Genomic DNA, 26,336 nt, shown 5'->3' on the forward strand with positions numbered 1-26,336 from the left:
GATGGGGGCGATGCAGTCTTTCAGAGATCAAGGCGGCTGTTTCGCGAGCAAGCTTTGCTCCCACATAAATCCCCTCACCACAGGAGCCGCGCCCAACTTTATTTCTTGATCAGGAGGACGTCATGGAACGACACAGCTCTGCAACCTTGATAACCACCCTCCTCTTTGTTTTCTCCTCCTGCGTGCTGGCCGCTCCCGACAGCCAGCGCCAGGCCCAACTGCAACACCTGCTGGACCAGGATTGTGGCGCCTGCCACGGCCTGTACATGACCGGCGGCCTCGGCCCACCCCTGACCCACGAAGCCCTGGCCGGAAAATCCCGCGACAGCCTCATCGCCACCGTCACCCTCGGACGGCCCGGCAGCGCCATGCCCGGTTGGGCACCGTTGCTTGCGCCCGACGACATTCGCTGGCTGGTGGACCGGCTCCTTCAAGGAAAACCCGCCTCATGATCCGTTCATTGCTCTCCTCCACCGCCATCGCCCTGCTGCTCTGCGGTTGCGCCCAGACACCGTTGCGCGGCACCGGCGATTTGGGCGTGGTGGTAGAGCGCGCCACCGGCAGCCTGCAAATCATTGAAAGCGACACCCGCACCGCCCTGGGCCGCGTCGAAGGCCTGGGTGACTTGTCCCACGCCTCGGTAGTGTTTTCCCGCGACCAGCGCTACGCCTACGTGTTCGGTCGCGACGGTGGCCTGAGCAAAGTCGACCTGCTGACCGCGCGCATCGAGCGGCGCATCATCCAGGGCGGCAACAGCATCGGCGGTGCAATCAGCCAGGACGGCAAGCTGATCGCCGTCTCCAACTACGAGCCCGGCGGCGTCAAGGTATTCGATGCCCAGACATTGGAACAGGTCGCCGACATCCCGGCCACGCCTTTGCCCGACGGCCAAAAGCGCTCACGGGTGGTTGGCTTGGTGGACGCGCCAGGGCAACGCTTCGTGTTCAGCCTGTTCGACACTGGCGAGATCTGGACCGCCGACTTCAGCCTCGGCCTCACCCCGCGCATCGAGCGTTTCACCGCCATCGGCCAGCAACCCTACGATGCCCTCATCACCCCGGACGGGCGTTATTACATGGCCGGGCTGTTCGGTGAAGACGGCATGGCCCAACTCGATCTCTGGCACCCGGAGCGCGGGGTGAAACGGGTACTGGGGCATTACGGCCGCGGCCAGGAACGGCTCCCGGTGTACAAGATGCCGCATCTGGAAGGCTGGGCCCTGGCCGACCAGCAAGCCTTCGTGCCTGCCGTCGGGCATCACCAGGTGTTGGTGATGAACGCCCAGGATTGGCAACAGACCGACGCCATCGCCGTGGTCGGCCAACCGGTGTTCGTCACGGCGCGACCGGACGGCCGGCAGTTGTGGGTCAACTTCGCCTACCCGGACAACGACCGCGTCCAGGTCATCGACACCCAGACCCACGCCATCGTCGCCGACCTGCGGCCAGGCCCTGCGGTGCTGCACATGGAGTTCACCGCGCGAGGTGACCAACTGTGGCTGTCCGCCCGGGATGGTGGTCAGGTGCAGGTCTGGGATCCTTATCGCCTCGAACGCCTGAACAGCCTGCCGGCCCTGAGCCCGAGCGGCATTTTCTTCAGCAGTCGCGCGCACAAGCCGGGGTACTGACCATGACTTCCAGCTCACTGGCCCGGCGCCTGATCGATCAATTCCAGCATGGCCTGCCGTTGTGCGCCGAACCCTATCGGGCCATGGCCGAGACCTTGGGCTGCAGCGAAGCCCAGGTCATCGACTGCCTGCAACACCTGCAAGTGGCCGGGACCTTGTCGCGGGTCGGCCCGGTGTTCGAACACACCCGAGCCGGGGCCAGCACGCTAGCCGCCCTGGCCGTGCCCGAAGAGCGCCTGCACCAAGTGGCCGCACGCATCAGCCAATACCCGGAAGTCAATCACAACTATGCCCGCGAACATCGCTACAACCTCTGGTTCGTGCTGACCGGCCCCAACCGCGCCCACCTGGAAAACATCCTCCAGGAACTGGAGAACGACACCGGTCTCACGCCACTGGACCTGCCCATGCTGACCGCCTACCGCATCGACCTGGGCTTTGCCCTGGAGGCCACCCCATGAAAAACGCCCTGAGCGAACAACAGTCACTGGCACTGCGCCGTTTGCTGGAAACCGGCCTGCCCCTGACATCGCGTCCCTTCCAGGCCCTGGCCGAGCAGATCGAGGCCAGCGAGCAACAGGTGCTCGAGCAGGTGCAGCATTGGCATGAACAGGGGCTGTTCCGCCGTGTCGGCCTGGTCGTCAACCATCGCGCCTTGGGGTTTGCCGCCAACGCCATGCTGGTGCTGGACGTGCCGGACGCCTTGGTCGATGAAGTCGGCCGTCGCCTCGGGCAAACCCCGGGCATCAGCCTTTGCTACCAACGCCCCAGGCGCCTGCCCCAGTGGCAATACAACCTGTTCTGCATGATCCACGGTCGCCAGCGTGACCGTGTCGAGGCCCATGTCCAGGCGCTGCTTGAAGAACATCTGCTGGACGACCTGCCCCACCAGTTGCTGTTCAGCACGCACCTGTTCAAGCAATGCGGCGGACGTTTCGCCGCCCCGGCCGGAGCCCGTATCGATGGATGACCTGGACCGCCGCCTGATCAATCGCCTGCAACTGGGCCTGCCGCTGGTGCGCCACCCTTGGCAGGCCCTTGCCCAGGAGCTGGACAGCAGCAGTAGCGAATTGCTCGACCGCCTGCATGAGCTGCTCAACGACGGTGTGCTCACCCGCTTCGGCCCGATGTTCGACATCGATCGCCTGGGCGGTGCGTTCACCCTGGCGGCGCTGGCGGTGCCCGAGCCGCGCTTCGAGGCCATCGCCGAGCTCCTCGCGGAGATGCCCGAGGTCGCCCACAACTACCGCCGCGAGCACACCTGGAACATGTGGTTCGTGCTCGCCTGCCCCAGCGAACAGGCGATCGACGACACCCTGCTGCGCATCGAACACCTGACCGGCCTGGTGCCGCTGAACCTGCCCAAAGAGGAGACCTACCATGTCGGCCTGTATTTCCCCGTCTGAGTCTTTGTGGCAAGCGCCGCCACGGCTGGATGAAACGCCCTTGGCCCTGCGCCTGGTGGAACTGACCCAGGCTGGCCTGCCCTTGCTTGAAGACCCCTGGGCCTGGCTGGCCGAGCAACTGGAACTGAGCGTGGAATCCACCCTCGACCTGCTCAAGCGCCTGCAGGCCGAAGGCGCGATCCGCCGCATTGCCGCCGTGCCCAATCACTATCGCCTGGGCTATCGCCACAACGGCATGACGGTCTGGGACGTGGCCGATGCCGACATCTCGCGTCTCGGCGCCCTGCTGGGGGCGCAGCCCTTCGTCAGCCACTGCTACCGGCGCCCGCGCCAGCCCGGCTGGCGCTACAACCTGTTCGCCATGGTCCATGGCCGCAGCCGCGAAGAAATCGACAGCTACCGCGAACACTTGCGCTACCTGCTGGGGGACGCCTGCGCCGCCGACGACATGCTGGTGAGCAGCCGCATCCTGAAAAAAACCGGCCTGCGCCTTTCGCCTGTGGGAGCAAAGCTTGCTCGCGAAACAGATGCGTCGGTTTTATGAAGGACCGCATCGGCTTCATCGCGGGCAAGCCTTGCTCCCACCAAGGCTTGCTCCCACAAAGCGGGAATAAGCCGCGCTGAACTCGGACATCGATCGAAATCGAAGGAGCGCCTTATGTTGAGGATCAGCCATTACCTGCGAGCCCTGGCCGGGCATTGCCCCGCCCCACGTGTCGCGCCACCGGGCAGCAGCCGCCCGCCGGTGGTGATCTGGAACCTGCTCAGGCGCTGCAACCTGACCTGCAAGCACTGCTATGCAACGTCGGCCGACAGCGTGTTTCGCGATGAACTGGACACTCCGGCGGCGCTTCAGGTCATCGACGACCTGCACGATGCCGGCGTGCGCGTGTTGATCCTGTCCGGCGGCGAACCGCTGTTGCGCGAGGACCTGTTCCAACTCAGCGCCTATGCCCGCGACAAAGGTTTTTTCCTCGCCTTGTCCACCAACGGCACGCTGATCGACGCTTCCAATATCGAACAGATTGCGGCGGCAAACTTCGATTACGTGGGCATCAGCATCGATGGCCTGGAAGCGACCCACGATGAATTCCGCCAGCTCAAGGGCAGTTTCGCCAGCTCCATGGCGGCCATCCGGCTCTGCCGCGAACAAGGCATCCGGGTCGGATTGCGCACCACCCTCACCCAGCAGAACCATGCCCAGTTGCCACGCTTGCTGGACTTGATGAATGAGTACGACGTACAGAAATTCTACCTGTCGCACCTCAACTACAGCGGCCGGGGCAAGCGCAGTCGCAAGCTCGATGCCCATCAGCAGATGAGCCGCGAGGCCATGACCCTGATCTTCGAGCGGGCCTGGCGCGACATCGAACAGGGCCGCGACAGTGACTTCGTCAGCGGCAACAACGACGCCGACGCGATCCTGCTGCTGCAATGGGTCGCCCGGCGCCTGCCCCAACACTACGCCGCACTGGAGCAGATGCTGCGGGCCTGGGGCGGCAACGCGTCGGGTAGCGGCATCGCCAACATCGACAATACCGGCGAGGTTCACCCCGATACGTACTGGTGGCAGCACTCGGTGGGCAATGTCCGCAAGACGCCATTCAAGACACTCTGGCTCGATCGCCCCGATGCCCTGCTGCTGAAACTGCGCGAACACCCCCGGGCCGTGGGCGGTCGCTGCGGGCAATGCCGCTGGCTGGCGATCTGCAACGGCAATACCCGTACCCGGGCCTGGGCCGACGGCGACCTGTGGGGCCAGGACCCTGGCTGCCACCTCAGCGACGAAGAAATCGGCTTGCACGCGATCCCCAGCGTTGCGATGCCCTGCGCCTGATCAACCGACGGCGAACCTGATACCGAACCAAGGAAGTCCCATGCCTGCCTCCATCGTTTTGCCCGCTGCCCTGCAATCGCCCTTCAGATCGGGTGAAGTCGCCCTGGTCGGCGCCGGCCCCGGTGACCCGGGCCTGCTGACATTGCGCGCCTGGAGCCTGTTGATGCAGGCCGACGCGGTGGTCTACGACCGCTTGATCAGCCCGCAATTGCTCAGCCTGATCCCGCTGACCTGCGCCCGACACTACGTCGGCAAGGCCGCCGGTTGCCACAGCCTGCCCCAGCCACAGATCAACGAACTGCTGGCCGAGCTGGCCGACCAGGGACAGCGGGTGGTGCGACTCAAGGGCGGTGATCCGTTCATCTTCGGTCGCGGCGCCGAGGAACTGGAGTATCTGCTGGCCCGCGGTATCGATTGCCAAGTCGTGCCCGGCATCACCGCCGCGGCCGGTTGCAGCACCTATGCCGGCATTCCCCTGACCCATCGCGACCTGGTCAATTCCTGTCGCTTCATCACCGGTCATTTGCAACGCGAAGGCGACTTGAATCTGCCCTGGCAAAGCCTGGCGGATGACAGCCAGACCCTGGTGTTCTACATGGGCCTGTCGAACCTCGGCACCATCGCCGCACAACTGATCGCGGCGGGCCTGGCGGCTGATACGCCGGCGGCGCTGATCAGCAACGGCACGCGCCCCGACCAGCAGGTCCTGCGCGGCACCCTCCAGCAATTGCCGGAGATGGCGCTGGCCTGCGCCGAAGGGCTGCCGACCTTGACGGTGATCGGCAAGGTGGTTGGCTTGTTTGCCCATCAGGTATTGGAGCATCCGGCCCGCCTGCACCCGGCCCTACCGCTCCAGCCAAATATCGCGAGGGTGGCCTCATGAGAATCGGCTGGCTTGCCCCATTGCTGTGGATCGGTGCCGCCCACGGCGCCCCGGCATCTGAACCGGACCTGGCGTTGGCCGAACAGAACTACCAGCAACACTGCCAGCAATGCCACGGGGTGAACCGCATCGGCGGCGCCGGGCCGGCGCTGTTGCCCCAGAGCCTGAGTCGGATCAAGCCCGACGAAATCCGCCAGGTGATCGAAAATGGCCGCCCGGCCAGCCAGATGGCGGCGTTCGGTGCGGTGCTGGAGCCTGCGCAGATCGATGGCTTGACCCACTATCTCCAGCGCCCACCCGCGGTCGAACCGACCTGGAGCGAGGACGACACTCGCCGTAGCCATCGCCTGCTGGCGGATGTCGCCAGCCTGCCCGATAAACCCCAGCACCACGCCGACCCGCTGAACCTGTTCGTGGTGGTGGAGGCTGGCGATCATCACGTCGATATCGTCGACGGCGATCGCTTCGAGGTCCTGGCGCGCTTCGCCTCACATTTCGCGGTGCATGGCGGACCGAAGTTTTCGCCGGACGGACGCTTCGTCTATTTCGCCTCCCGGGATGGCTGGATCAGCCTGTATGACCTGCACAACCTCACGCTCATCGCCGAAGTGCGGGCCGGGCTCAATACCCGCAACCTGGCGGTGAGCAAGGATGGGCGCTGGGTGCTGGTGGGCAACACCCTGCCCGGCAACCTGGTGGTGCTGGATGCCCGCGACCTGTCACTGGTCAAGACCATTGCAACGGTGGGGCTGGACGGCCAGGCGTCGCGGGTCAGTGCGGTCTATACCGCGCCGCCGCGCAACAGCTTCATCGTCGCCTTGAAAGATGTGAAAGAGGTCTGGGAACTGTCCACCGGCCCGAGCCCGGACTTTGTGCCCAGGCGGATCGAGGCCGAGGATTACCTCGATGATTTTTCCTTCTCGCCCGATTACCGGCAGTTGCTCGCCACCTCGCGCAAGGCCCAGGGCGGCCAGGTGATCGACCTCGACACGGGGCGGATCGTCACCGACATCGCGCTGCCCGGCATGCCGCACCTGGGCTCGGGGACCTATTGGAAGCGCGATGGGCACTGGGTGTTCGCCACGCCCAACATCAGCAAGGGGCTGATTTCGGTGATCGACTTCGACACCTGGAAAGTCATCAAGCAGATCCCCACGCTCGGGCCGGGTTTCTTCCTGCGCAGCCACGTCAACTCTCGCTACGCCTGGACCGATGTGTTCTTCGGCCCGGACAACGATGCCATCCACCTGATCGACAAACAGACCCTGGAAATCGCCCACACCCTGCGACCCATGCCCGGCAAAACCGCCGCCCACGTCGAGTTCACTCGCGACGGCCGCTACCTGCTGCTGAGTATCTGGGATACCGATGGCGCGCTGATCGTCTACGACAGCAACACCCTCAAGGAAATCAAGCGCCTGCCCATGAACAAGCCTTCGGGCAAGTACAACGTCGGCAACAAGATCGAGTTCGCCGAGGGGACGTCACACTGAAAAAAAGGGGGGCTGATGCGCAGCCCCCAATATCAAAGGCCTGTGGGAGCAAGGCTTGCCCGCGATGAACGATAACGCGGTTCTGCTGTTCGACCGCGGCGCGGCTATCGCGGGCAAGCCTTGCTCCCACAGACGGCGTCGGACCCAAAGGATCCAACTCTTACCAGGTGAGCACCGCCCCCACCGCAAAGGTATCGGTGTCTTCGTTCTGGGCGCTGGTATCGTGGCCGTTGATTTCGAACTGGTTGTACTCGGCCACGAGCTTGAGGTTGTCGTTGATGTCGTGGAACAGCGCGATGCCACGGGTTTCGTAATCGGCGCCACTGCCCACCACGCCGTTGCCGTCGTCATCGGTCTTGCCATAGGACAACGCCAGGCGGTTCTTGCCCAGCTTGTAGGAGCCCTGCAACAGGTAGCCCTTGCTGTCGACATTGCGCAGGGTGGCTTCACCGGCGTTGTTGGTGAAGAACGGGTTGATGCCCTTGGCCTGGAACCCCGAGCCGGTCAGCGACAACCCACCCATCTTCGCCTGTACACCGTACCCCAGGCCTTTGGAGGTGACCGATTCGACAGTGGAGTCGGTGTTGTCCGAGGTCTGGTAGCTGCCGTTGAGCCAGCTGTAGATCTTCGCCCCAGCCAGGTCGAACTGATAGGTGATCTCGCTCTCGGTGCGCGGGTTTTCCTGATAGGCCTTGCCCGTGGCGCTGTTGTCGTTGGTATCCACCGGGTCCATGATCCCCACCGCCACGCGCAAGCCTTCCATCACCGGCGTGCGGTAGGTGATCTGCGAGGTCGGGAACGGGTACGGATAACCGCTGCCGATGTTGCCGAACGAGACGCCACCGCCGTCCACCAAGCCCAGGCTGTCACTGACCTGGCCGTAACCGGCGAGCAGTTCGTCCAGCAGGATGTTGGAGCGGGCAAACAGGCCGAAGTCCTTGCCGATCAGCACTTCGCCCCACTCCGGGTTGGCCACGGTACCGTAGAACTGGCGCACGTCGATGGCGGTGTCGGTGCCGTTGGTTTCACTGTCGTTGATGGTCACCCAGAACGAGGCCCGGGCACCGAGCTTGAGGTCATCGACCTGCTTGCCCATGTTGAAGCCCAGGTAGTTGGGCAAGAAACCCATCTTGACCCGCGCCTGCCGACGGTCGTACTGCTCACCCGCGCGGTCCACGTCGCTGTTGACGTAAAAGGCGTTGATGTAGCCGTCGGTGGAAAAGGTGGTCTGGTCCTTGTCGTACAGCATGATTTCGGCGCTGGCCCAAGGCATCAGGCCCAGGCTCGAAACACCTACGATGACCGCAGGCAAAAAACGTTGGCGGGTATTTTTATTGTTGTGCATGGCGCGCTCCGCAACAGGGGACGGGATGTCGGAGGCGATTATCGAAAGGCGCCCGGGCGCGTCATACGCTGCCTTGGAGGCAATTGGCGGATGCTTTGGCAGCGCCGGCCCGGCGCGGCAGTTTGGGTGTAAGACGGCTATTGCGACGGGGGGCGGTACTTTGGGTGTGGGCCGGTTGTCCTGCCAGTTGATCATTGGGTGGCCACCAACCCTGTGGGAGCGAGCTTGCTCGCGATGGCGGAGAATCATTCAACATTGATGCCGACTGATACACCGCTACCGCGAGCAAGCTCGCTCCCACAGGTCTCCACCGTGTTGCTTTTGTGACTTCAGAACCGCGGCTTGACGGTCTTCCAGTCCGGCCGGTAACGCTGCATCTGGCGCACATCGTCGCGCTGGCGGATGCCGCAACTGAGGAACTGCTCATGCAGCTTGCCCAGTTGATCCCGATCCAGTTCCAAGCCCAGGCCCGGCGCGCGGGTGATCTTCACGCAGCCGTCGACAATCGGCAGCTTGCCGCCCTTGATCACTTCTTCATCCGGCTCCTGCCACGGGTAATGGGTGTCACAGGCGTAGTCCAGGTTCGGCACCGCGGCCGCCACGTGGGCCATGGCCATGAGGCTGATGCCCAGGTGCGAGTTCGAATGCATCGACACACCCAGGCCGAAGGTGCTGCACATTTTCGCCAAGGCCTGGGTGTCGCGCAGGCCGCCCCAGTAATGGTGGTCGGCCAACACGATCTGCACGCTGTCCTGCGCCACGCTGCGGCGAAACTCATCGAAATCGGTGACCACCATATTGGTCGCCAACGGCAGCCCCGTGCGTTTGTGCAGCTCGGCCATGCCCTCAAGCCCCGGCGTCGGGTCTTCGTAATACTGCAGGTCATCCCCCAGCAGCTCGGCCATGCGAATCGAGGTTTCCAGGGACCAGTTGCCATTGGGATCGATGCGCAACGGGTAGCCGGGAAACGCCCGTTTCAGCGCCTTGATGCAGGCGACTTCATGCTCCGGATCGAGGGCGCCGGCCTTGAGCTTGATGCTCTTGAAGCCATAGTCCTGGATCATCCGCCGGGCCTGGGCAACGATCTGCTCTTCGTTGAGCGCCTCGCCCCAACTGTCGGGTGGGTACGGCGAGTCGATGTGCTCGGCGTACTTGAAAAACAGGTAGGCGCTGAACGGAATCTCGTCGCGAATCGCGCCGCCCAGCAAGTCCACCAGCGGCACGTTCAGGTAATGGGCCTGCAAATCCAGGCAAGCCACTTCGAACGCCGAATAGGCATTGCTCACCGCCTTGCTCGCGTGGGAACCCGGCGCCAGTTCGGCACCGGCAATGCTGACCGGTTTATGCGCGGCGACGGTCGCCTGGACGATAGCCCGCAACTGGTTGAGGTTGAACGGATCCAGGCCGATCAACTGGCTCTGCAACTGCTGCTGGATCGCCAGGGCCGGCGCATCGCCGTAGCTCTCGCCGAGGCCGATGTAACCGTTGTCGCTCTCGATCTCGATGATCGAGCGCAACGCGAACGGCTCATGGATGCCGCTGGCGTTGAGCAAAGGTGGATCGCGAAAAGCGATGGGTGTGACGGTGACGCGTTTGATCTTCATACAGCGGCTCCCGATGGGCCAGGTTTCAAAGCTTGAGAGGTTTGCGACTGATCGGCTTGGACAACGGTTTCGGGGCGGCCGGACCGTGAGTTCGGGGTATCGCGCTTCGGTGCGGTGCGGGCGAAAAAGATCACCACGGCGGCGACCAGCGAAGTGGCGGCCAACCCATACAGGCCGCCCTCGATGGAACCGGTGGTCTGCTCCAGGAAACCGAAGGCCGTCGGCGCGACAAAGCCGCCGAGGTTACCGATGGAGTTGATCAAGGCGATCACCGCCGCCGCGATGCGCGCATCCAGGTAGCCCTGGGGAATCGGCCAGAACAACGCCGACGCCGCCTTGAAACCGATCGCCGCAAAACAGATCGCCACGAAGGCAAAGATCGGCCCGCCGGTGGTGGACATGAACATGCCGAACGCGGCGACCACCAGCGTCACCGCGACCCAGGCCTGTTGGAATTTCCATTTGCCGGCCAGGGCAGCAAAGCCGTACATCGCGATGATGGAAATGATCCATGGAATGGAGTTGAGCAAACCAACCTGGAAATCCCCCAGGTTGCCCATTTTCTTGATCATGCTCGGTAGCCAGAACGTGGCACCGTAGATGGTCAGGGCGATGGAAAAGTAGATGAAACAGAACAGCGCGATCTGCCGGTCGGCCAGCAATTTGAACATCGACGGCTTGATCACCTGGGCCGCTTCCCGGGCCCGTTGCTCTTCGGCGATGGCCGCGATCAATACGGTTTTCTCTCCAGCGCTCAGCCATTTCGCCTGGCTCGGGTGCGACTGCAGCCAGAACCAGACAAACCCGCACAGCACGATGGAGGCGAAACCTTCGATCAGGAACATCCACTGCCAGCCATGCAGGCCCATCCCGCTGACGTTCAACAAGGCGCCGGACACCGGGCCGGAAATCACCGAGGCGATGGCCGAGCCGCTGAGGAAGATCGCCATCGCCTTGCCGCGCTCGTTGGCGGGCAGCCATTGGGTGAAGTAGTAGATGATGCCGGGAAAGAACCCCGCCTCCGCCGCGCCGAGGATGAAGCGCAGCACATAGAAACTGGTCTCGCCGCGCACAAAGGCCATGGCCATCGCCGCCGCGCCCCAGGTGAACATGATGCGTGTCAGCCAGGCCCGCGCGCCGTAGCGTTGCAACAGCATGTTGGACGGCACTTCAAACAGTGCGTAGCCGACGAAGAACAGCCCGGCACCGAGCCCGTAGGCCGCTGCGCCGATGCCCAGGTCGGTTTCCAGGTGACTGCGCACGAAGCCGATGTTGACCCGGTCGATGTAGTTGACGATGAACATCACCACCACCAGCGGCAGGACATGACGTTTGACCTTGGCCGCCGCGAGCGCCAGGGTGCTGTCATGGGTGGAGTCCGTTACGTTATTCAAGGGTGCCTCCCGATCATTATTTTTGTGGGGAACGGAACGATGATGGACGCAGCGGATTGTTCCCGTCTAATCTAACTTGGCACTTGATTGATACCTGGATTGAATCAATGTTTGAACTGGCCCAGCTACGCTGCTTCACCACCGTGGCGACCGAACTCAACTTCCGTCGCGCCGCCGAACGCCTGAACATGACCCAGCCACCGCTGAGCCGGCAGATCCAATTGCTGGAGCACCACCTGGGTGTCGAGCTGTTCACCCGCAGCACCCGCAGCGTGGCGCTCACGGCCGCCGGCCGGGCGTTTTTCATCGAAGCGCAGAACCTGCTGGAACAGGCCCAACAAGCCGCCATCGCCGCCCGGCGCTATGCCCAGGGCGACATCGGTTCGGTGACCATCAGCTTCGTCGGCAGCGCGGTATACGAGTTCTTGCCCAAGGTGATTGCCGAGGCCCGGCTGAAACAGCCCCAGGTCAAAATCGTCCTGGCGGAGATGAACACCTACCAGCAGCACGAAGCCCTGCGCGCCCGGCGCATCGACCTGGGCATCGTCCGCTCGCCGCTGCTGGAGACCGGCTATGCCACCGAATGCCTGGTGCGCGAACCCTTCGTGCTGGCGGTGCCTGCCGGGCATCCGCTGGCCAGCGCCGAGACCGTGAGCGTCCAGGATCTGGACGCCCAACCGTTCCTCATGTACTCCCACGCCGCCTACCCGCCCTTCAACGAACTGCTCACCGGCATGCTGCGCTCGGCCCGGGTCGCGCCGCAATTCGTACAATGGCTGGGGTCGTCGCTGACGATCCTGGCGCTGGTCAACGCCGGCATGGGCCTGGCACTGGTGCCGCGTTGCGCCAGCAGCGTGGTGTTCAAGCAGGTGGTGTTTCGCGAGATCGACCTGGGCGAAGGGGTGCAAAGCGAATTGCACCTGGTGTGGCGCGAGGATAACGACAACCCGGCGTTCACCATGTTGCTGGAAGGGATTCGGGGGGCGGTTCGGGAAGGCTTGTGAAGGCGGAGCAACAAGGCCCATGCGGTTGGCAGTGCCTGACGGAACCCAACGTTCCACCGAGCTTCGCGGACTTAGGTTGTGAGGGCGCTTGCGGCGCCCCCCCACAACACTGCCTGGCGACTACCCAGGCTTGTGGTTATCCAGTACTCGATTGACCGCTAGCTCACCCAACATGATGACCCGTTGCAGCACCAGCATCGTTTGGCGTCTTGGGCCGTCCGTCAAATCGGTGAGGTCGCTGACCATCACGCTGGCGGATGCCAAGGATTCGCACGCCTCAACGAGCAACGTCTCGTCATCCACCGCTGCGTCGATGGTGAAGATCGTGCTGGGCTTGCGGGGCTGTATCTGCGTTTTCGTTGCCCCGGGGTTCAGGTAGTGCTTGAGCGCGCGGTCTGCCGCCTCTTTCAACTTTTCAGGGTCGAGAGAGTCGCCGTAGAGTACCGAGTCGATATCCGGGGGGTTGGGAGTAACCTTGAACATATAACTAATTCCCTCAGTTGGGGCCGCAACCTTTCTCGACTAAAAGAAGGGTGGCGGCTGTGCGCAGGTTAGTCGACCGGTGGAATTAGCAAGCCCGGCGCGCCCAGGGGCGCCCTGCGCACAACCACCATCAAGTACAGGGATAGAATGACCTGACTGAATGGTACTTACGCACTTTACTAAAACCATCCGGGCGACTAAACCCGACCACTGATGGGCAGTGGCAGGTAAACGATAGAGGCCCGGGGCAAAGCGCACAAGCCGGCGGATTCTGACGCATGCGTAAGTAAGGACGCAAGGTCTCGTAGCCTTTAGAGCGTAATGTGGAATGTATTTAAACGTGTCGAGCTGGATATGTTTATGGCAATTAAACGGGGCGATTTTTCTTCGTTATTTCTTGGGGCTGTATTGGTGTAAATACAGTGCCTTACGGGACGCTTTGGCCTCATCGATATTAAACGAGGTCATGCCGTAGATAATACGTTGGCGGATGCTTTGGGGAATTTTCCTACAGTTGACCGGCTACAACTTGTTGCGTTATCAAATGGCACCTTGCCCGATATTTTCCTGCGGTTCCTCATAGACCGATTGGACTTTGATCGTTCCCACGCTCTGCGCGGGAATGCATCCCGTGACGCTCTGCGTCACCTTCCAGAAGCGGAACGCGGAGCGTCCCTGGCGACATTCCCACGCAGAAGCGTGGGAACGATCGATATGTATTTTCAGCCTTAAAAATCACATGGTTGCAATTTGTTCCATGAGAGCTTGCTCCCTCGCCACATTGTCAGCGCTCTTGAGCCATGCACCCGGCTGGTTTGCCAACATCTCACTCCTAGTTGTACGATGACCGACGAGCACCCATCGCTCGCGTTCCTGATACCTACAACAACAAGGAAATCCCCATGAAAAAAGCGACATTGGTCATCAGCTTCTTGTGCCTGTTCAGCGGCTACGCAGCGGCCGCCCCTACATCGCCCGAGCAGGAAGTGGCCCAGGCGGTCGATCATTTGACCCAAGCCATGCTGCACAAAGACATCCCACAACTCCAGGCACTGGCTGCCGAAAACCTGACCTACGGCCACTCCAGCGGCAACATCCAGGACAAGAAAGCCTTCATCGCCGACATTGAAACGGGCAAGAGTGCGTTCAAGACCCTGGAAATGCAGAACCAGAAAATCACCCTGTCCGGTGATGTGGCCCTGGTGCGCAATCACTTCTCGGCCCAGGCGCTCAAGGGCACTGAAGTGGTGCCAACGGAAATCGAGAACTTCCAGATCTGGCAGAAGCAGAAGAATGGCAAGTGGCTGCTGATCGGTCGTCAGGCGTTTCGGTTCTGATAGCGGGTTGACCGGGTCCACGAGATATCTGTTTTGATCGTTCCCACGCTCCGCGTGGGAACGATCGATATGTATTTTCAGCCTTAAAAATCACATGACGGTTTGCTCCCCTCACCGGTAGTTTTTTCCCCTCAATCCGCGGCCCACTGCTCCCGGTACTGCAGCAAAAAATCCACAAAAGCGCGCACCCGTTGCGGCACGTAGCGGCCATGGGGATAGAGCAAGGTGAACGGCCGTGAGCGACCCGCGAAAGGCGCAAGCACCTCCACCAGTTGCCCGTTGGCGAGTTCCTGTTCGACGATGAATTTGTAAGTCTGGAACAAGCCTGCGCCATGTTTGGCCAGCGTCACGCCACCAAGCACATCGTCCGAACAACAGTAACCCCCTTCGCCGAACACCTCCTTTTCCTTGCCCTCGACATTGAACAACCAGGAAATCCGTCGTCCGCTGCTGGGCAATTCGAACTGGATGCATTCGTGCTCGTCCAGGTCTTCAAGAACCTGCGGCATGCCGGCCTTGTGCAGATAGTCAGGAGACGCGACCACTACCAGTTTCGCGTCTTCCAGCAGCCGGGCGATCATCGACGAGTCGGGTTGGGCTCGCACCCGGATGGCAAGGTCATACCCCTCGGCAACAAAATCGATGTTTCGATTGCTCAGGTGCAGGTCCACGCTGACTTGCGGGTACAGCGCCCGGAAGGCCGGCAGCAAGGGCAGGATGCGGTGATGACCGTAGGTGGTGGGCAGGCTGATGCGCAGTTGTCCGGACGGCACCGATTGCGCGCCCATCATTTCCTGTTGTGCCTCGACCAGTTGCGTCAACGCCTGGCGGCATTGCTCGAAATAGGTCTTGCCGGCTTCCGTCAGGCGAATGCTGCGGGTGGTGCGCACGAAAAGCCGTGAACCCAGGCGCTCTTCCAGGCGAAAGATCGAGCGACTCACCGCCGCCGGGGTAACCCCCGCCAACTGCGCCGCCGCCGTGAAGCTGCCCGCCTCCGCCGCCAGGCAGAACAGTTCTATGCTGCCCAACTGCAGATCTTCGAAATGACGCTTCATGATTCATTACACCGCGTATCAACTGAAGTTTCCCAAAGCCTGTTTATCAGTCTGCAGCGTATAAATACAGTGGCCTTCCGCCGCGCAGGGTTGTCCTGCGCTCATTTCCCATCAGTTGGAGTGCAACATGCCTTTCGTCAATGTGCGAATTACCCGAGACGGCGTCACCCGGGAACAGAAAGCCCAGGTGATTTCCGAAATCACCGAAACCCTCCAGCGCGTGTTGGGCAAGGACCCGCACTTGACCCATATCGTGATCGAGGAAGTCGACACCGATAACTGGGGGTACGCGGGGATGACGACGACGCAGTATCGAAGTCTTCCCAAGGAATAACCCTCCACCCTTCCGAGCCCGGTCCGATTGACCGGGCTTTTTTCTGCCTACCAACCGGACTGCCTGACAATCCTGTGGGAGCGAGCTTGCTCGCGATAGCAGTGTGTCAGTCAGCATCAATACCGACTGGCCTGACGCCATCGCGAGCAAGCTCGCTCCCACAGGGGTCCACCGGGGGTATGTGTGGCCCCGGCCATTGATTACATGACGTATCAACTCAAGTACCAGAAGCCTTATTTATCAAACCCTGGCGCATCAATACCCTGAACTCAACCACCGCCAACACAGGCGCATCGGTTCAACTCAATGTGATCAGGAGTCAATCATGAGCCTCAACAAAACCGTCATCATCACCGGCGCTTCCAGCGGGATCGGCCTGGGTTTGGTCAAGGCGTTCCTGGCCCGGGGGTATAACGTGGTGGGCAATGCCCGCTCCCCTTCCGGCCTGGACACTGCCGCCGCCGAGCTCGGCCACCCGGCGGGTTTCATCGGCGTGGCCGGCGACATCGCTGACCCGGCCACTTCAACCGCCCTCATCAGCCAAGCCGTCGCGGCGTTTGGCGCCGTTGACGGGCTGGTGAACAACGCCGGTTTCTTCCTGCCAAAACCCTTCGTCGAATACAGCCCCCAGGACCTGGACGCGCTGCTGGACACCAACCTCAAGGGGCTGGTCTACGCCAGCCAGGCCGCTGCCGCGCACATGATCGGGCGCCAGCAAGGCTTCATCATCAACATTTCAGCCGCCGTGGCCCTGCAACCGAACATCCAGGTGCCGGCAGCACTGCCGGTGTTGATCAAGGGCGGCGTCAACCAGATGACCCGCGCCCTGGCCCTGGAACTGTCGCCTCACAACATCAAGGTCAATGCCGTCGCCCCCGGCATCATCGACACGCCCATGCACGACCCGGCGCACCGCGAATTTCTCGACAACCTGGCCCCGGCCGGTCGCGTGGGCACCGTCGAGGAAATTGCCGAGGCCGTGTTGTACCTGGCGGGCGCCGATTTCACGACTGGTGCGATACTGCCGGTGGACGGCGGGATGAGCACAGGCAAGTGGTAAAGAGACAAGTGGTAAAAAGAAAAAACCCGAAGGCAGGACCTTCGGGGTTTTCATGACGCATTGGATTCAGAGCGTGTAGGAGATGCCAGCCTGCACGGTCCGCGGTGCGCCTGGGTAGGCATAGACGTTACCGAAAGCGCCTTCTTCGTAGTCGGCGTCGAACAGGTTCTTCAGGTCCAGGTTGAGGCGGATCCGCTCGTTGACCTTGTAGTAGCCGAGCAGGTCCACAACGGTGTAGCTGTCCATGGAGAACGCATTCGCCGCCGTCTGGCCGGCCCGTTCATCCACATACTTGGCGCCTAGCCCCAGGCCCAGCCCTTTGAGGCCGCCATCCTGGAACTCGTAGACGTTCAACAGGCTGAAGGTGTTCTTGGGCACGTTGAGCAAGCGAGTGCCGGACGGGATATTGATGTCCTTGGTCACTTCGGCATCCACATAGGCGTAACCACCGATCACGCGCCACTCCGGCGTCAAATTGCCCGCCACGTTCAGGTCGAAACCACGGCTGCGCACTTCGCCGGCGGCCACGCTGAAGGTGGAGTCCACCGGGTCAGTGGTGAGCACGTTACGTTTTTCGATCTGGTAAACCGCCGCATCGACGCTCAACTGGCGATCCAGCGCTTCCCACTTGACGCCCATTTCGTAGGACTTGCCCTCTTCCGGCTTGAACCCGCCACCTTCGCGACTGGCACCGCTGTTGGGTTTGAACGAGCGGGCGGTGTTGGCGTAGACAGCCACGGTGTCGGTCAAGTCGTAGATCACACCCAGGCGCGGGGTGACGGCGCTGTCGGTGACCTCCCAGTTCCGGCTACCGGGCGGGTTCTGGGGGACGAAACTCTCGTACTCATGCTCGAACCGCTCAAAACGCGCCCCGGCCAACAGCTTCAAGCGCTCAGTCAGCGCCACCTGATCCTGGACGAATACACCAAACGTCTTCAGATTTTCCTGATCATTTGTGGGCGTGCGCGTCAACGCCGGGCGTGGCTGGCCATACACCGGGTCGAAGATATCGATCGGGTAGGCCCCGATAGCGCCGGAGGAGCGCTGGATAATGGACTGGTAGTCGTAGTCTTCATACTCGATACCCGTCAGCAACGTGTGCTCGAACCCGCCAGTGGAAAAATGCCCGGTGAGGTTGAGCTGAGTGTCGCGGTCGGTCCATTCCAATTTGCGGTAGTTGAAGTTGCGACCCAGGGTACGCCCATCGGCGGCGATGCCGTTGCCTTCGATGGCATTGCCCTGCAAGGTGCCGTCGAGCCACTGGGTACCGCCGGCCAGGGTCCAGTCGTCGTTGAGCATGTGCTCGAAACGCACCTGCAGCATATTGTTGTCGTTGTGCAGCTTGCCGGCGTCTTTTTCGCCGAAGAACGTATCGCGCGACGCGGTGCCGCGCTGGCCGGCGTAATGGGTCACGCCACGGTCCAGCGGCGCATTGTTGCGCATGAAATCGCCTTCGAAGGTCAGGCGCGTGGTGTCGTTGACCTGCCAGCTCACCACTGGCGCGATGCCGTAACGCTCGGTCTCGACGTGGTCGCGGAACGTATCGCCGCCCTCGCCGATCACGTTCAGGCGATAAGCCAGGCGCCCTTCTTCATCCAACGGACCGGAGGCGTCCAGCGTACCGCGACGCATCCCCTGGTCGCTGACCTGGCTGCCCAGGGTCACCGTACGCTCGGCCAACGGCTGCTTGGACACCACGTTGAAGGTGCCGCCCGGGTCGCCACGGCCATAGAGCATGGTGGCCGGGCCGCGCAGGACTTCCAGTCGCTCGATGGTGTTGGCGTCCGGCATGTTCGGGTAGCCACGGTTGATCGGGAAGCCGTTGCGATAGAACTCTCCGGTGGTGAAACCGCGTACGGTGAAGGTGGTCAGACCCTGGCCGCCGAAGTTGTTGCCCCGGCCGACCCCGCCAGCGTAATCGAGGGCGTCCTGCAGGCGCGTGGCGCCGAGGTCTTCGACAACGTCGCGAGACACCACGGAAATGGATTGCGGGGTTTCATGGATCGCCGTGTCGGTACGGGTGGCGCTGGCCGAACGGGTGGCGTGATAGCCCTTCACCGGGCCCTGTGCTGATTCATAGTCGGCATTACCCACGATATCCGTGGCTTGCAGCTCAAGGGTCGCCGGGTTGGCAGGGATTGGCTCTTCTGCCCAGGTGGAAACGGAGTAAGCCTGGAGCACACACAGTGAAACGAGAATCCGACGCATCGATGCACAATCCTAATGGAAAAAAGCCACCACATCTGGAGGCTGACAAGAATGTGTCGCGAAAGATACAACAACTCATTCCTGTTTGATATTTATTCCCATTAACACTGTGATTTTTTTTGTGACCGTTTAGTCCGCTATCGCGAGCAAGCTTTGCTCCCACAGAGATCTTCAGTGGGTACAAGTCTTGTGACTGGCCCCGGCCCTCCCCTGTGGGAGCAAAGCTTGCTCGCGATGGCGCCAGAACAATCCCCCATACCCTATTGGCCCGCCGCAATCGACTCCTGCTCCACCCGCTGGAAGAACACCTGCGCACGATGATCCTGGGTATAAGCCACGTTCAACCGCAACCAGTCGCACGCCTCGCCCTGGGGCAGGAACGTCGAGCCTTGGGACAGTTGGATCTGCAGCTCTTGGGCGATCTGCTGCACCCGTTGTGCCGCCAGGCACCGAGGCCTGGCCCAGACGAACAAGCCCCCCATCGGCTCGGCAAATACCTCCCAGTGGACCGGGTCCAATTGGCGCAGCGTGCTCGCCATCTGCTTGTTCAGGCGCTGGCGCAAGCGCTGGATCAGCTTGCGATAGGCACCGTTGGCCAGCAACGTCGCCACCACGTTTTCAGCCAGCAGCGAACAACCGATGCCGGTAATCATCTTGACTTCGGCCAGGCGCTGGATGATCTCGGGATGGGCGACCACGTAGCCGATGCGCAGCGAACTGGACAGCGTCTTGGAAAAACTCGCCAGGTAGATCACCCGGTCCAGGGCATCCAGGGAAGCCAGGCGTGAAGTCGGACCGTTCTGGAAATCGGCGTAGATGTCGTCCTCGATGAGGCGAAAGTCATGGGCCGTTGCCAGTTGCAGCAGACGATAGGCCACGCTCGGCGCCAGGCTGGTGCCGGTGGGGTTCTGATACATGCTGTTGATGAAGAAATACGAAGGCTTATGCTCGCCGAGAAGCTGTTCCAGGCGGGCGATGTCCGGGCCTTGCGCGGTTCTCGGCACCGCCACGGTCTTGACCCCATGCAGCTTCAGCAGATTGAACAGGTTGTAGTAGCCGGGGCTTTCCACCAGCACCAGGTCACCGGGCTTGAGCAAGGTTCGCACCAGCAGGTCGAGGCCCTGGCTGGCACCTTGGGTGGTAATGATTTGCGCCGGATCGACATGAATATCGATCAGGCCCAGGCGCTTTTGAATGTGCAGGCGCAGATGAGGCGAGCCCAACGGGGTGCTGTAGTTGAACAACGCGTGGTTGTCGCTGCGCACCACTTGGCGGATCGCCTGGCCCAGGTCGGTGTCGTCGCGCCAGGCGTCGGGCAGCCAGCCGCAACCGAGCTTGAGCTGCGTCGATTCATTGTCGAACAACCGCCACCGCGCGTTATCCGTTTCGGGCTCCGGCTCCACGGGTCGGACCAACTGCTGCGCGACAAAAAAACCCGCGCCATGTCGAGACTCCAGCACCCCGTTGGCGACCAGTTGGTCATAGGCCTTGATCACGCTCGACTGGCTCAGGCCGTTTTCCCGGGCCAGTTGGCGAATGGATGGCATGCGCGCGCCGGGGCGGATGCCATGGGCGTTGATCCAGCCCATGAGGTGCGTCACGAGCTGCCGGATCACGGGTTCGGCAACGTTGCGATCGATCTTCAGGTCCACGGCTGCACTCTTGGCTAAGTGTTCTCGATTTTTTAGCGAACAGTTAAGCACAAATGGCCTGGACCTGTTCCTTGTTTGCGCGGTGCCCGGCAGAGATAGTCCCCGGGACTTCATGCACACCCTTTAAGGAACACCCTTGAACCCATCGCATCGACATTCCTGGGGGCTGGCTTTCGGCCTTTGCCTGATCACCCTTGCGGTCAACCTGCAGGCACCGCTGTACACCACCTACGCGCAGTTGTCCGGCTACGGGGCCGGCGCCACGGCGGTGGCGTTTTCCGGTTATGTGCTGGGCGTACTACCGGTCCTGCTGGCGTTTGGCGGGCTGGCCGACCGGGTGGGACGCAAACCGTTGATCCTGGTCGCCCTCGGGCTGTCGATGCTGGCGACGCTGGTGACACTGCTCTGGCCGAGCCTGGAAGCGCTGGGCGTGGCGCGCCTGATGATGGGGGTCGGCACAGGGCTGGCCTCGGCCACATCAACCGCCTATATGGCCGAGCTAATGGCAACCCGCGATCCCCGCTCGCCGGCCAACCGGGTCACCGCCAGCACTTCCCTGGGCTTTGGCCTGGGCGCGGCGTTGACCAGTCTGTTCCTGTTCGTCCATCACAGCGCCACGCCCGGCAGCTTCTGGTTGCAGCTGATGTTGGCTGCCATGGCGATCGTCGTGGTCTGGCGGCTACCGGACCCGGCGTTGAAAATCAAAGACGCACCGCTGCTGCGCCTGCCTTTGTTTCCCGCCGGCAGCCTGCCCTACAGTTTTTCCATGCTGCTGGCCTGGGCGACCTCGGGCCTGGTCATCGCCATATTACCGTCGGTGCTGGCGACCCATGATTTGCAGCGTTGGTCTGGCCTGTCGACCTTCACGGTCATCAGTTGCGGCTTGCTCTTCCAGCCCTGGGTTCGGCGCATGCAACCGGCCAGGGCGACGGGCTTGGGTCTGCTGATCCTGCCCGCGAGCTATGCGTTGCTGGCCTGGGGCGCGAGCGCCGGCTCCCTGCTCGCCGTGTTGCTCGGAGCGCTGGGCGCCAGCAGCGCCTGCTACGGTTTCCTGTACCTGGGCGGGTTATCGGCCATCACGGCCATGGCCGGCACGGAAAAGGCCCGGGTCAGCGCCGGGTTCTTCCTGTTCGCCTATGTCGGGTTCAGCATCCCGGTGGTGGTGACAGGGGTGCTGGCCGATCATTTCGGCGCCGACGTGGCGTTGATCGTGTTCGGCCTGGCGCTGCTGGCGGGGGCGTCTATCACCGGATGGCGGATCCTCGCCACAGTTTCGTACCCTTGACTGCTTCATCGCCTGCTCCAAGGACCATCCCGGCAAAGTCGTATACCATATCCCCACCTAAGCCGAACGACCCGCCGCCGTGACTTTATCCAAGTTCAACCTGCCTGACCTGGGCAACACCCCTTCCACCTCGGAAATCATCACCCGCCACCTGCGCGATGCCATCGTGGCCGGGCACTTTGCCGAGGACGAGCCCATTCGCCAGGATGACATCGCCCGGCAGTTCAACGTCAGCAAGATCCCGGTGCGCGAAGCCCTCAAGCGCCTGGAGGCCGAGGGCCTGGTGATGTTCCAGCGCAATCGTGGGGCGATGGTGACGCGCATTTCCGAGGCGGAGCTGGCGCAGATGTTCGAAGTGCGGATGCTGCTGGAAGACAAAGTGCTGCGCCTGGCGATTCCCAACATGACCGAAGCCACCTTCGCCCGCGCCGAAAGCATCTGCCGGGAGTTCGTCGGTGAAGACGACGTCGGGCGCTGGGCCGAGCTGAACTGGCAACTGCATGCCTGCCTCTACGAACCGGCGCAACGACCCTTCATGGTTAGTTTGATCCGCTCGGTGCACGACAAGCTGGAGCGCTACTTGCGCATGCAGATGAGCCTTTCGGCGGGCAAGGAGCGCGCCGATCACGAGCACCGGGAAATCATCAAGGCCTGCCGCGCCGGTGACGTCGAGCGTGCGGTGATGCTGCTGGACGAACACATCGCCGGGGTCTGCGAGACGTTGTTCAAGTTCCTACCTTCCAGCCATTGATGGATCGGCACTGTGCCGATTTCGTCATCGGCGACAGATAAAAACATCAAGCCGTCGCCCCCCGGCGCGGGCCACGCTTGCCGTCACTCATCTGAACGGACGTGGCCCTCCCATGAAACGCATCACCGTGATCGACTCCCACACCGGCGGCGAACCGACCCGACTGGTCACCGACGGTTTTCCTGACCTGGGCCAGGGCAGCATGGCCGAGCGCAAGCAACGCCTGGCCACGGAACACGACGCCTGGCGCACGGCCTGCGTGCTCGAACCGCGGGGCAGCGATGTGCTGGTGGGGGCGCTGCTCTGTGAGCCGGTGGACCCGAGCGCCTGTGCCGGCGTGATCTTTTTCAATAATAGCGGCTACCTGGGCATGTGCGGCCACGGCACCATCGGCCTGGTGGCGTCACTGGCCCACCTGGGCAGGATCGGCCCCGGCGTGCACAGCATCGAAACCCCAGTGGGCACGGTACAGGCAACCTTGCACGAAGACCGCTCGGTCAGCGTGCGCAACGTGCCGGCCTACCGTTACCGCAAGGCCCTGACCCTGGAAGTGCCCGGCATCGGCCAGGTGGTGGGCGACGTGGCCTGGGGCGGCAACTGGTTTTTCCTGATCGCCGAACATGGTCAGCGCGTGGCCGGCGATAACCTCGACGCGTTGACCGCCTACACCTACGCCGTGCAGCAAGCCTTGGAGCAGCAGGGTTTTCGCGGCGAGGACGGCGGCCTGATCGACCATATCGAACTGTTTGCCGACGACCCGCAAGCCGACAGCCGCAACTTCGTCCTCTGCCCGGGCAAGGCCTATGACCGCTCCCCTTGCGGCACCGGCACCAGCGCCAAACTGGCGTGCCTGGCCGCCGATGGAAAACTGCAACCCGGCCAGATCTGGCGCCAGGCCAGTGTCATTGGCAGCGAGTTCGAGGGTTCCTATGAGCACTCGGGCGAGCGCATCGTGCCGACCATTCGCGGTCGCGCCTACATCAGCGCCGAAACCACACTGATCATCGAAGCAGATGACCCGTTCGCCTGGGGCATTCGTCCGTGAGCGAGGGCCATGTCGCCGACGTGATCATCATCGGCGCGGGCATCATCGGTGCAGCCTGTGCCCAGGCATTGGCCCGACGCAACGTCAACGTGTTGGTGCTGGACGCCGGTTGGCACGGCGCCACGGCGGCCGGCATGGGGCACCTGCTGGTGCTCGATGACAACCCGGCGGAACTGGCCCTCAGTCAATATTCCCTGCAACGCTGGCGCGAACTGGCCCCAGCCCTGCCCGACGGCTGCGCCTGGCGCAACAACGGCACCTTGTGGCTGGCAGCCAATGCCGAAGAAATGGCGGTGGCCCATAGCAAATACCTGAACCTGCTGGCCCATGGCGAAGCCTGCGAACTGATCGGCCACGCCGCGCTGCATCAGCGTGAACCCGAGCTGCGTCCGGGGCTGGAAGGTGGGCTGCTGATCAAGGGCGACGGCATCCTCTACGCCCCGGCGGCCGCGCGCTGGATGCTGGACGCGCCGAACATTCGCCAGCAACGGGCGCAGGTCAGCGAAGTCGACGGTCATCGCGTGCGCCTCGACGACGGTCGCTGGTTGAGCGCCCAAGCGGTGGTCCTCGCCAATGGCATCCAGGCCACTGAATTATGCCCGGAACTGCCGATCGTGCCGAAGAAGGGCCACTTGCTGATCACCGACCGCTACCCCGCTACCGTCACCCACACCCTGGTGGAACTGGGCTACGTCACCAGCGCCCATAACGCCAGCGGACCGTCGGTGGCGTGCAATATCCAACCACGCCCGACCGGACAATTGTTCATCGGCGCCTCGCGGCAGTTCGGCACGCTTGACCCGCAGGTGGAAGGCTGGATGCTGGCGAAGATGCTCAAGCGCGCCGTCGACTACCTGCCTGGGTTGGCGCACCTGAATGGCATCCGGGCCTGGACCGGTTTTCGCGCAGCAAGCCCCGACGGCTTGCCCCTGGTGGGCCAACATCCACAGCGCCAGGGACTGTGGCTGGCGGTGGGTCACGAAGGCCTGGGCGTCACAACAGCGCCGGCAACGGCCGACCTGCTCGTCGCGCAACTGTTCGACGAAACCCCACCACTGGCCGCGCAGCCTTACCTGCCGCAGCGTTTTTTGGGAGATCCGGCCCATGCCTGACTTGTTTTTGGACGGCCGCCCGCTGTCCGTCGCCAACGGCACCAGCGTCGCGGCGGCATTGGCGTTGGGCGCGGATGGTTGCAGTCGCACCTCGGTCAGCGGCCAGCGCCGAGCGCCGTTGTGCGGCATGGGTATCTGCCAGGAGTGCCGGGTGCTGATCGACGGCCGTCGACGCCTGGCCTGCCAGACCCTGTGCCACGACGGCATGCAGGTGCAGACCCGACCATGAACGAAGCCACCGACCTGCTGATCATTGGCGCCGGCCCCGCTGGCATGGCCGCCGCCCTCGCCGCAGCCAGCAGCGGCGCGCGCATCATGCTGCTGGACGACAACCCGCTGCCCGGTGGGCAGATCTGGCGCGACGGCCCCCAGGCCAACCTGCCCAGCGCCGCCCGACGCCTGCGCGAGCAACTGCAAAGCTGCGCCAACGTGCGCTGCCATGCCGGCACCCGCGTGATCGCCTGCGCGGCGGATAAAACCTTGCTGGTGGAAGATGCCGAGCGCGGCTGGCAGATCAGCTACGAGCGCTTGATTCTCTGCACCGGTGCCCGTGAGTTGTTGCTGCCGTTTCCCGGCTGGACACTCCCCGGCGTGACCGGTGCTGGCGGCTTGCAGGCGCTGATCAAAGGTGGCTTGCCGGTGCGTGGCGAACGGCTGGTCATCGCCGGCAGCGGCCCCTTGCTGTTGGCCGGCGCCGCCACCGCGAAGCATCAAGGTGCACGTGTGCTGCGCATCGCCGAGCAGGCCAGCCGCACCGCTGTCGTCGGTTTCGCCGCGCAACTGCCACGTTGGCCAGGCAAATTTTTCCAATCGTTCAGTCTGTTCGACCAGCACTACCGCACCGACACCCATGTGGTGGAAGCGCTCGGTCGGGAACGGCTGGAGGGTGTGCGACTGCATCAGCAAGGCAAGACGATTGAATTGGCCTGCGACCGGCTCGCCTGCGGCTTTGGGCTGATTCCCAATACTCAATTAGGCCAGGCCCTGGGCTGCGCGGTTGAAGACCAGGCGCTGGCGGTTGACGCCTGGCAAGCGACCACTCGCCATGAACATTACGCCGCCGGGGAATGCACCGGTTTTGGCGGCAGCGAACTGGCGCTGGTGGAAGGCGCCATCGCCGGCCACGCGGCGGTTGGCAATAGCGCAGCCGCCCAGCAGCTGTGGCCGCGCCGCGCACGCTGGCAGAGTTTCGCCGGGGCATTGAGCAAGGCCTTCGCCCTCGATCCACGGCTCAAGACCCTGGCCCGCAACGATACCCTGGTCTGCCGCTGCGAAGACGTACCGTACGGCGAACTGGTCGGCCATGAAAACTGGCGCGAAGCAAAACTGGCAAGCCGCTGCGGCATGGGTGCCTGCCAGGGCCGAGTGTGCGGCGCTGTCCTGGAACACCTGTTCGGCTGGACACCGCCCACACCCCGCCC

At 62.8% G+C, this 26,336-nt stretch carries 26 protein-coding genes; 19 read left to right on the plus strand and 7 right to left on the minus strand.

All coding sequences use genetic code 11. The features are described from left to right. The first annotated feature begins 122 nt into the window (after positions 1–122). The 9 genes from KGA89_RS21740 (at position 123) to KGA89_RS21780 (ending at position 7,246) form a co-directional block, all read left to right on the plus strand. Complete coding sequence (locus tag KGA89_RS21740) at positions 123–452, plus strand: c-type cytochrome (protein ID WP_024616180.1); 330 nt, start codon at positions 123–125, stop codon at positions 450–452. Further along, the gene (locus KGA89_RS21745; protein WP_223472507.1) at positions 449–1,627 is read left to right on the plus strand and encodes a cytochrome D1 domain-containing protein; all 1,179 of its coding nucleotides are present in this window, start codon (positions 449–451) and stop codon (positions 1,625–1,627) included. The genes KGA89_RS21740 and KGA89_RS21745 overlap by 4 nt, the downstream gene beginning before the upstream one ends. Positions 1,628–1,629: 2 nt before the next feature. Then, positions 1,630–2,088: an Lrp/AsnC family transcriptional regulator gene (locus KGA89_RS21750; protein ID WP_046065825.1), complete on the plus strand. Its 459-nt coding sequence runs from the start codon at positions 1,630–1,632 to the stop codon at positions 2,086–2,088. After that, entirely contained in the window at positions 2,085–2,597 is a 513-nt protein-coding gene (locus KGA89_RS21755; protein WP_003202513.1) for an Lrp/AsnC family transcriptional regulator, read from the plus strand. Before KGA89_RS21750 ends, KGA89_RS21755 begins: the two co-directional genes overlap by 4 nt. Continuing rightward, complete coding sequence (locus tag KGA89_RS21760; RefSeq protein ID WP_003202515.1) at positions 2,590–3,033, plus strand: Lrp/AsnC family transcriptional regulator; 444 nt, start codon at positions 2,590–2,592, stop codon at positions 3,031–3,033. The genes KGA89_RS21755 and KGA89_RS21760 overlap by 8 nt, the downstream gene beginning before the upstream one ends. Beyond that, positions 3,008–3,577: an Lrp/AsnC family transcriptional regulator gene (locus KGA89_RS21765; RefSeq protein WP_003202518.1), complete on the plus strand. Its 570-nt coding sequence runs from the start codon at positions 3,008–3,010 to the stop codon at positions 3,575–3,577. Before KGA89_RS21760 ends, KGA89_RS21765 begins: the two co-directional genes overlap by 26 nt. 114 nt (positions 3,578–3,691) lie before the next feature. After that, positions 3,692–4,870 (plus strand): heme d1 biosynthesis radical SAM protein NirJ, encoded by a 1,179-nt coding sequence (gene nirJ, locus KGA89_RS21770; protein WP_003202520.1) that lies wholly within the window; start codon positions 3,692–3,694, stop codon positions 4,868–4,870. Between the two features lie 40 nt (positions 4,871–4,910). Beyond that, positions 4,911–5,753 (plus strand): uroporphyrinogen-III C-methyltransferase, encoded by an 843-nt coding sequence (gene cobA / locus KGA89_RS21775; protein ID WP_223472508.1) that lies wholly within the window; start codon positions 4,911–4,913, stop codon positions 5,751–5,753. Then, positions 5,750–7,246, plus strand: a complete 1,497-nt coding sequence (locus KGA89_RS21780) for a nitrite reductase (protein WP_223472509.1) — start codon at positions 5,750–5,752, stop codon at positions 7,244–7,246. Before cobA ends, KGA89_RS21780 begins: the two co-directional genes overlap by 4 nt. Before the next feature lie 160 nt (positions 7,247–7,406). Here KGA89_RS21780 and KGA89_RS21785 read toward each other — a convergent pair whose 3' ends face one another. The 3 genes from KGA89_RS21785 to KGA89_RS21800 all read right to left on the minus strand — a co-directional run bounded on the left by KGA89_RS21785 (position 7,407) and on the right by KGA89_RS21800 (position 11,589). Next, positions 7,407–8,591 (minus strand): porin, encoded by a 1,185-nt coding sequence (locus tag KGA89_RS21785; protein WP_223472510.1) that lies wholly within the window; start codon positions 8,589–8,591, stop codon positions 7,407–7,409. A gap of 329 nt (positions 8,592–8,920) precedes the next feature. Next, a complete protein-coding gene (locus KGA89_RS21795; protein WP_053162828.1) occupies positions 8,921–10,195 on the minus strand; it encodes a glucarate dehydratase family protein in 1,275 nt (424 codons plus the stop codon). Beyond that, complete coding sequence (locus tag KGA89_RS21800) at positions 10,192–11,589, minus strand: MFS transporter (RefSeq protein WP_223472511.1); 1,398 nt, start codon at positions 11,587–11,589, stop codon at positions 10,192–10,194. The genes KGA89_RS21795 and KGA89_RS21800 overlap by 4 nt, the downstream gene beginning before the upstream one ends. A gap of 107 nt (positions 11,590–11,696) precedes the next feature. Between KGA89_RS21800 and KGA89_RS21805 the strand changes: the two genes are divergently transcribed. Next, the gene (locus KGA89_RS21805) at positions 11,697–12,593 is read left to right on the plus strand and encodes a LysR substrate-binding domain-containing protein (protein WP_003202532.1); all 897 of its coding nucleotides are present in this window, start codon (positions 11,697–11,699) and stop codon (positions 12,591–12,593) included. A 120-nt stretch (positions 12,594–12,713) separates the two neighbouring features. Here the strand turns inward: KGA89_RS21805 and KGA89_RS21810 are convergent, their stop codons facing one another. Then, positions 12,714–13,076 (minus strand): DUF6124 family protein, encoded by a 363-nt coding sequence (locus KGA89_RS21810; protein WP_003202533.1) that lies wholly within the window; start codon positions 13,074–13,076, stop codon positions 12,714–12,716. 902 nt (positions 13,077–13,978) lie between these two features. On the opposite strand from KGA89_RS21810, the gene KGA89_RS21815 reads away from it, so the two are divergent. Next, positions 13,979–14,413: a nuclear transport factor 2 family protein gene (locus tag KGA89_RS21815; RefSeq protein WP_223472512.1), complete on the plus strand. Its 435-nt coding sequence runs from the start codon at positions 13,979–13,981 to the stop codon at positions 14,411–14,413. A gap of 131 nt (positions 14,414–14,544) precedes the next feature. Here KGA89_RS21815 and KGA89_RS21820 read toward each other — a convergent pair whose 3' ends face one another. Beyond that, positions 14,545–15,468: a LysR family transcriptional regulator gene (locus tag KGA89_RS21820; protein ID WP_223472513.1), complete on the minus strand. Its 924-nt coding sequence runs from the start codon at positions 15,466–15,468 to the stop codon at positions 14,545–14,547. Positions 15,469–15,595: 127 nt separating this feature from the next. Here KGA89_RS21820 and KGA89_RS21825 point away from each other — a divergent pair, with 127 nt between their 5' ends. Together KGA89_RS21825 and KGA89_RS21830 are read left to right on the plus strand one after the other, a co-directional pair. Then, positions 15,596–15,802 (plus strand): tautomerase family protein, encoded by a 207-nt coding sequence (locus KGA89_RS21825; RefSeq protein ID WP_003202537.1) that lies wholly within the window; start codon positions 15,596–15,598, stop codon positions 15,800–15,802. 325 nt (positions 15,803–16,127) lie between these two features. Further along, positions 16,128–16,862, plus strand: coding sequence for an SDR family NAD(P)-dependent oxidoreductase (locus KGA89_RS21830; protein ID WP_028236921.1), 735 nt, complete (start codon positions 16,128–16,130; stop codon positions 16,860–16,862). A gap of 66 nt (positions 16,863–16,928) precedes the next feature. Here the strand turns inward: KGA89_RS21830 and KGA89_RS21835 are convergent, their stop codons facing one another. Both KGA89_RS21835 and KGA89_RS21840 read right to left on the minus strand, forming a co-directional pair. Further along, positions 16,929–19,070, minus strand: coding sequence for a TonB-dependent siderophore receptor (locus tag KGA89_RS21835; RefSeq protein WP_223472514.1), 2,142 nt, complete (start codon positions 19,068–19,070; stop codon positions 16,929–16,931). 260 nt (positions 19,071–19,330) lie between these two features. Further along, a complete protein-coding gene (locus tag KGA89_RS21840; RefSeq protein ID WP_223472515.1) occupies positions 19,331–20,722 on the minus strand; it encodes a PLP-dependent aminotransferase family protein in 1,392 nt (463 codons plus the stop codon). A gap of 136 nt (positions 20,723–20,858) precedes the next feature. Here KGA89_RS21840 and KGA89_RS21845 point away from each other — a divergent pair, with 136 nt between their 5' ends. From KGA89_RS21845 to KGA89_RS21870, 6 genes are all read left to right on the plus strand, one after another. Beyond that, positions 20,859–22,007, plus strand: a complete 1,149-nt coding sequence (locus tag KGA89_RS21845) for an MFS transporter (protein WP_223472516.1) — start codon at positions 20,859–20,861, stop codon at positions 22,005–22,007. 79 nt (positions 22,008–22,086) lie between these two features. Further along, positions 22,087–22,758, plus strand: a complete 672-nt coding sequence (locus KGA89_RS21850) for a GntR family transcriptional regulator (protein ID WP_003202544.1) — start codon at positions 22,087–22,089, stop codon at positions 22,756–22,758. Positions 22,759–22,870: 112 nt separating this feature from the next. Continuing rightward, positions 22,871–23,803: a 4-hydroxyproline epimerase gene (locus KGA89_RS21855; protein WP_003202546.1), complete on the plus strand. Its 933-nt coding sequence runs from the start codon at positions 22,871–22,873 to the stop codon at positions 23,801–23,803. Then, on the plus strand, positions 23,800–24,915 hold the full coding sequence (locus KGA89_RS21860) for an NAD(P)/FAD-dependent oxidoreductase (protein WP_223472517.1): 1,116 nt from the start codon (positions 23,800–23,802) through the stop codon (positions 24,913–24,915). The genes KGA89_RS21855 and KGA89_RS21860 overlap by 4 nt, the downstream gene beginning before the upstream one ends. Next, the gene (locus tag KGA89_RS21865; RefSeq protein WP_003202550.1) at positions 24,908–25,144 is read left to right on the plus strand and encodes a 2Fe-2S iron-sulfur cluster-binding protein; all 237 of its coding nucleotides are present in this window, start codon (positions 24,908–24,910) and stop codon (positions 25,142–25,144) included. Before KGA89_RS21860 ends, KGA89_RS21865 begins: the two co-directional genes overlap by 8 nt. After that, positions 25,141–26,336: FAD/NAD(P)-binding oxidoreductase (locus KGA89_RS21870; protein ID WP_223472518.1), on the plus strand; the 1,196-nt coding region annotated here is incomplete at its 3' end. The genes KGA89_RS21865 and KGA89_RS21870, both read left to right, overlap by 4 nt.

The organism is Pseudomonas sp. A-RE-22 (assembly GCF_019956035.1).
GTDB lineage: Bacteria > Pseudomonadota > Gammaproteobacteria > Pseudomonadales > Pseudomonadaceae > Aquipseudomonas > Aquipseudomonas brassicacearum.

Coding starts and splice junctions, on each gene's coding strand:
- KGA89_RS21740 (WP_024616180.1), top strand. CDS start 123: ATGGAACGACACAGCTCTGCAACCTTGATAACCACCCTCCTCTTTGTT.
- KGA89_RS21745 (WP_223472507.1), top strand. CDS start 449: ATGATCCGTTCATTGCTCTCCTCCACCGCCATCGCCCTGCTGCTCTGC.
- KGA89_RS21750 (WP_046065825.1), top strand. CDS start 1,630: ATGACTTCCAGCTCACTGGCCCGGCGCCTGATCGATCAATTCCAGCAT.
- KGA89_RS21755 (WP_003202513.1), top strand. CDS start 2,085: ATGAAAAACGCCCTGAGCGAACAACAGTCACTGGCACTGCGCCGTTTG.
- KGA89_RS21760 (WP_003202515.1), top strand. CDS start 2,590: ATGGATGACCTGGACCGCCGCCTGATCAATCGCCTGCAACTGGGCCTG.
- KGA89_RS21765 (WP_003202518.1), top strand. CDS start 3,008: ATGTCGGCCTGTATTTCCCCGTCTGAGTCTTTGTGGCAAGCGCCGCCA.
- nirJ (WP_003202520.1), top strand. CDS start 3,692: ATGTTGAGGATCAGCCATTACCTGCGAGCCCTGGCCGGGCATTGCCCC.
- cobA (WP_223472508.1), top strand. CDS start 4,911: ATGCCTGCCTCCATCGTTTTGCCCGCTGCCCTGCAATCGCCCTTCAGA.
- KGA89_RS21780 (WP_223472509.1), top strand. CDS start 5,750: ATGAGAATCGGCTGGCTTGCCCCATTGCTGTGGATCGGTGCCGCCCAC.
- KGA89_RS21785 (WP_223472510.1), bottom strand. CDS start 8,591: ATGCACAACAATAAAAATACCCGCCAACGTTTTTTGCCTGCGGTCATC.
- KGA89_RS21795 (WP_053162828.1), bottom strand. CDS start 10,195: ATGAAGATCAAACGCGTCACCGTCACACCCATCGCTTTTCGCGATCCA.
- KGA89_RS21805 (WP_003202532.1), top strand. CDS start 11,697: ATGTTTGAACTGGCCCAGCTACGCTGCTTCACCACCGTGGCGACCGAA.
- KGA89_RS21810 (WP_003202533.1), bottom strand. CDS start 13,076: ATGTTCAAGGTTACTCCCAACCCCCCGGATATCGACTCGGTACTCTAC.
- KGA89_RS21815 (WP_223472512.1), top strand. CDS start 13,979: ATGAAAAAAGCGACATTGGTCATCAGCTTCTTGTGCCTGTTCAGCGGC.
- KGA89_RS21820 (WP_223472513.1), bottom strand. CDS start 15,468: ATGAAGCGTCATTTCGAAGATCTGCAGTTGGGCAGCATAGAACTGTTC.
- KGA89_RS21825 (WP_003202537.1), top strand. CDS start 15,596: ATGCCTTTCGTCAATGTGCGAATTACCCGAGACGGCGTCACCCGGGAA.
- KGA89_RS21830 (WP_028236921.1), top strand. CDS start 16,128: ATGAGCCTCAACAAAACCGTCATCATCACCGGCGCTTCCAGCGGGATC.
- KGA89_RS21835 (WP_223472514.1), bottom strand. CDS start 19,070: ATGCGTCGGATTCTCGTTTCACTGTGTGTGCTCCAGGCTTACTCCGTT.
- KGA89_RS21855 (WP_003202546.1), top strand. CDS start 22,871: ATGAAACGCATCACCGTGATCGACTCCCACACCGGCGGCGAACCGACC.
- KGA89_RS21865 (WP_003202550.1), top strand. CDS start 24,908: ATGCCTGACTTGTTTTTGGACGGCCGCCCGCTGTCCGTCGCCAACGGC.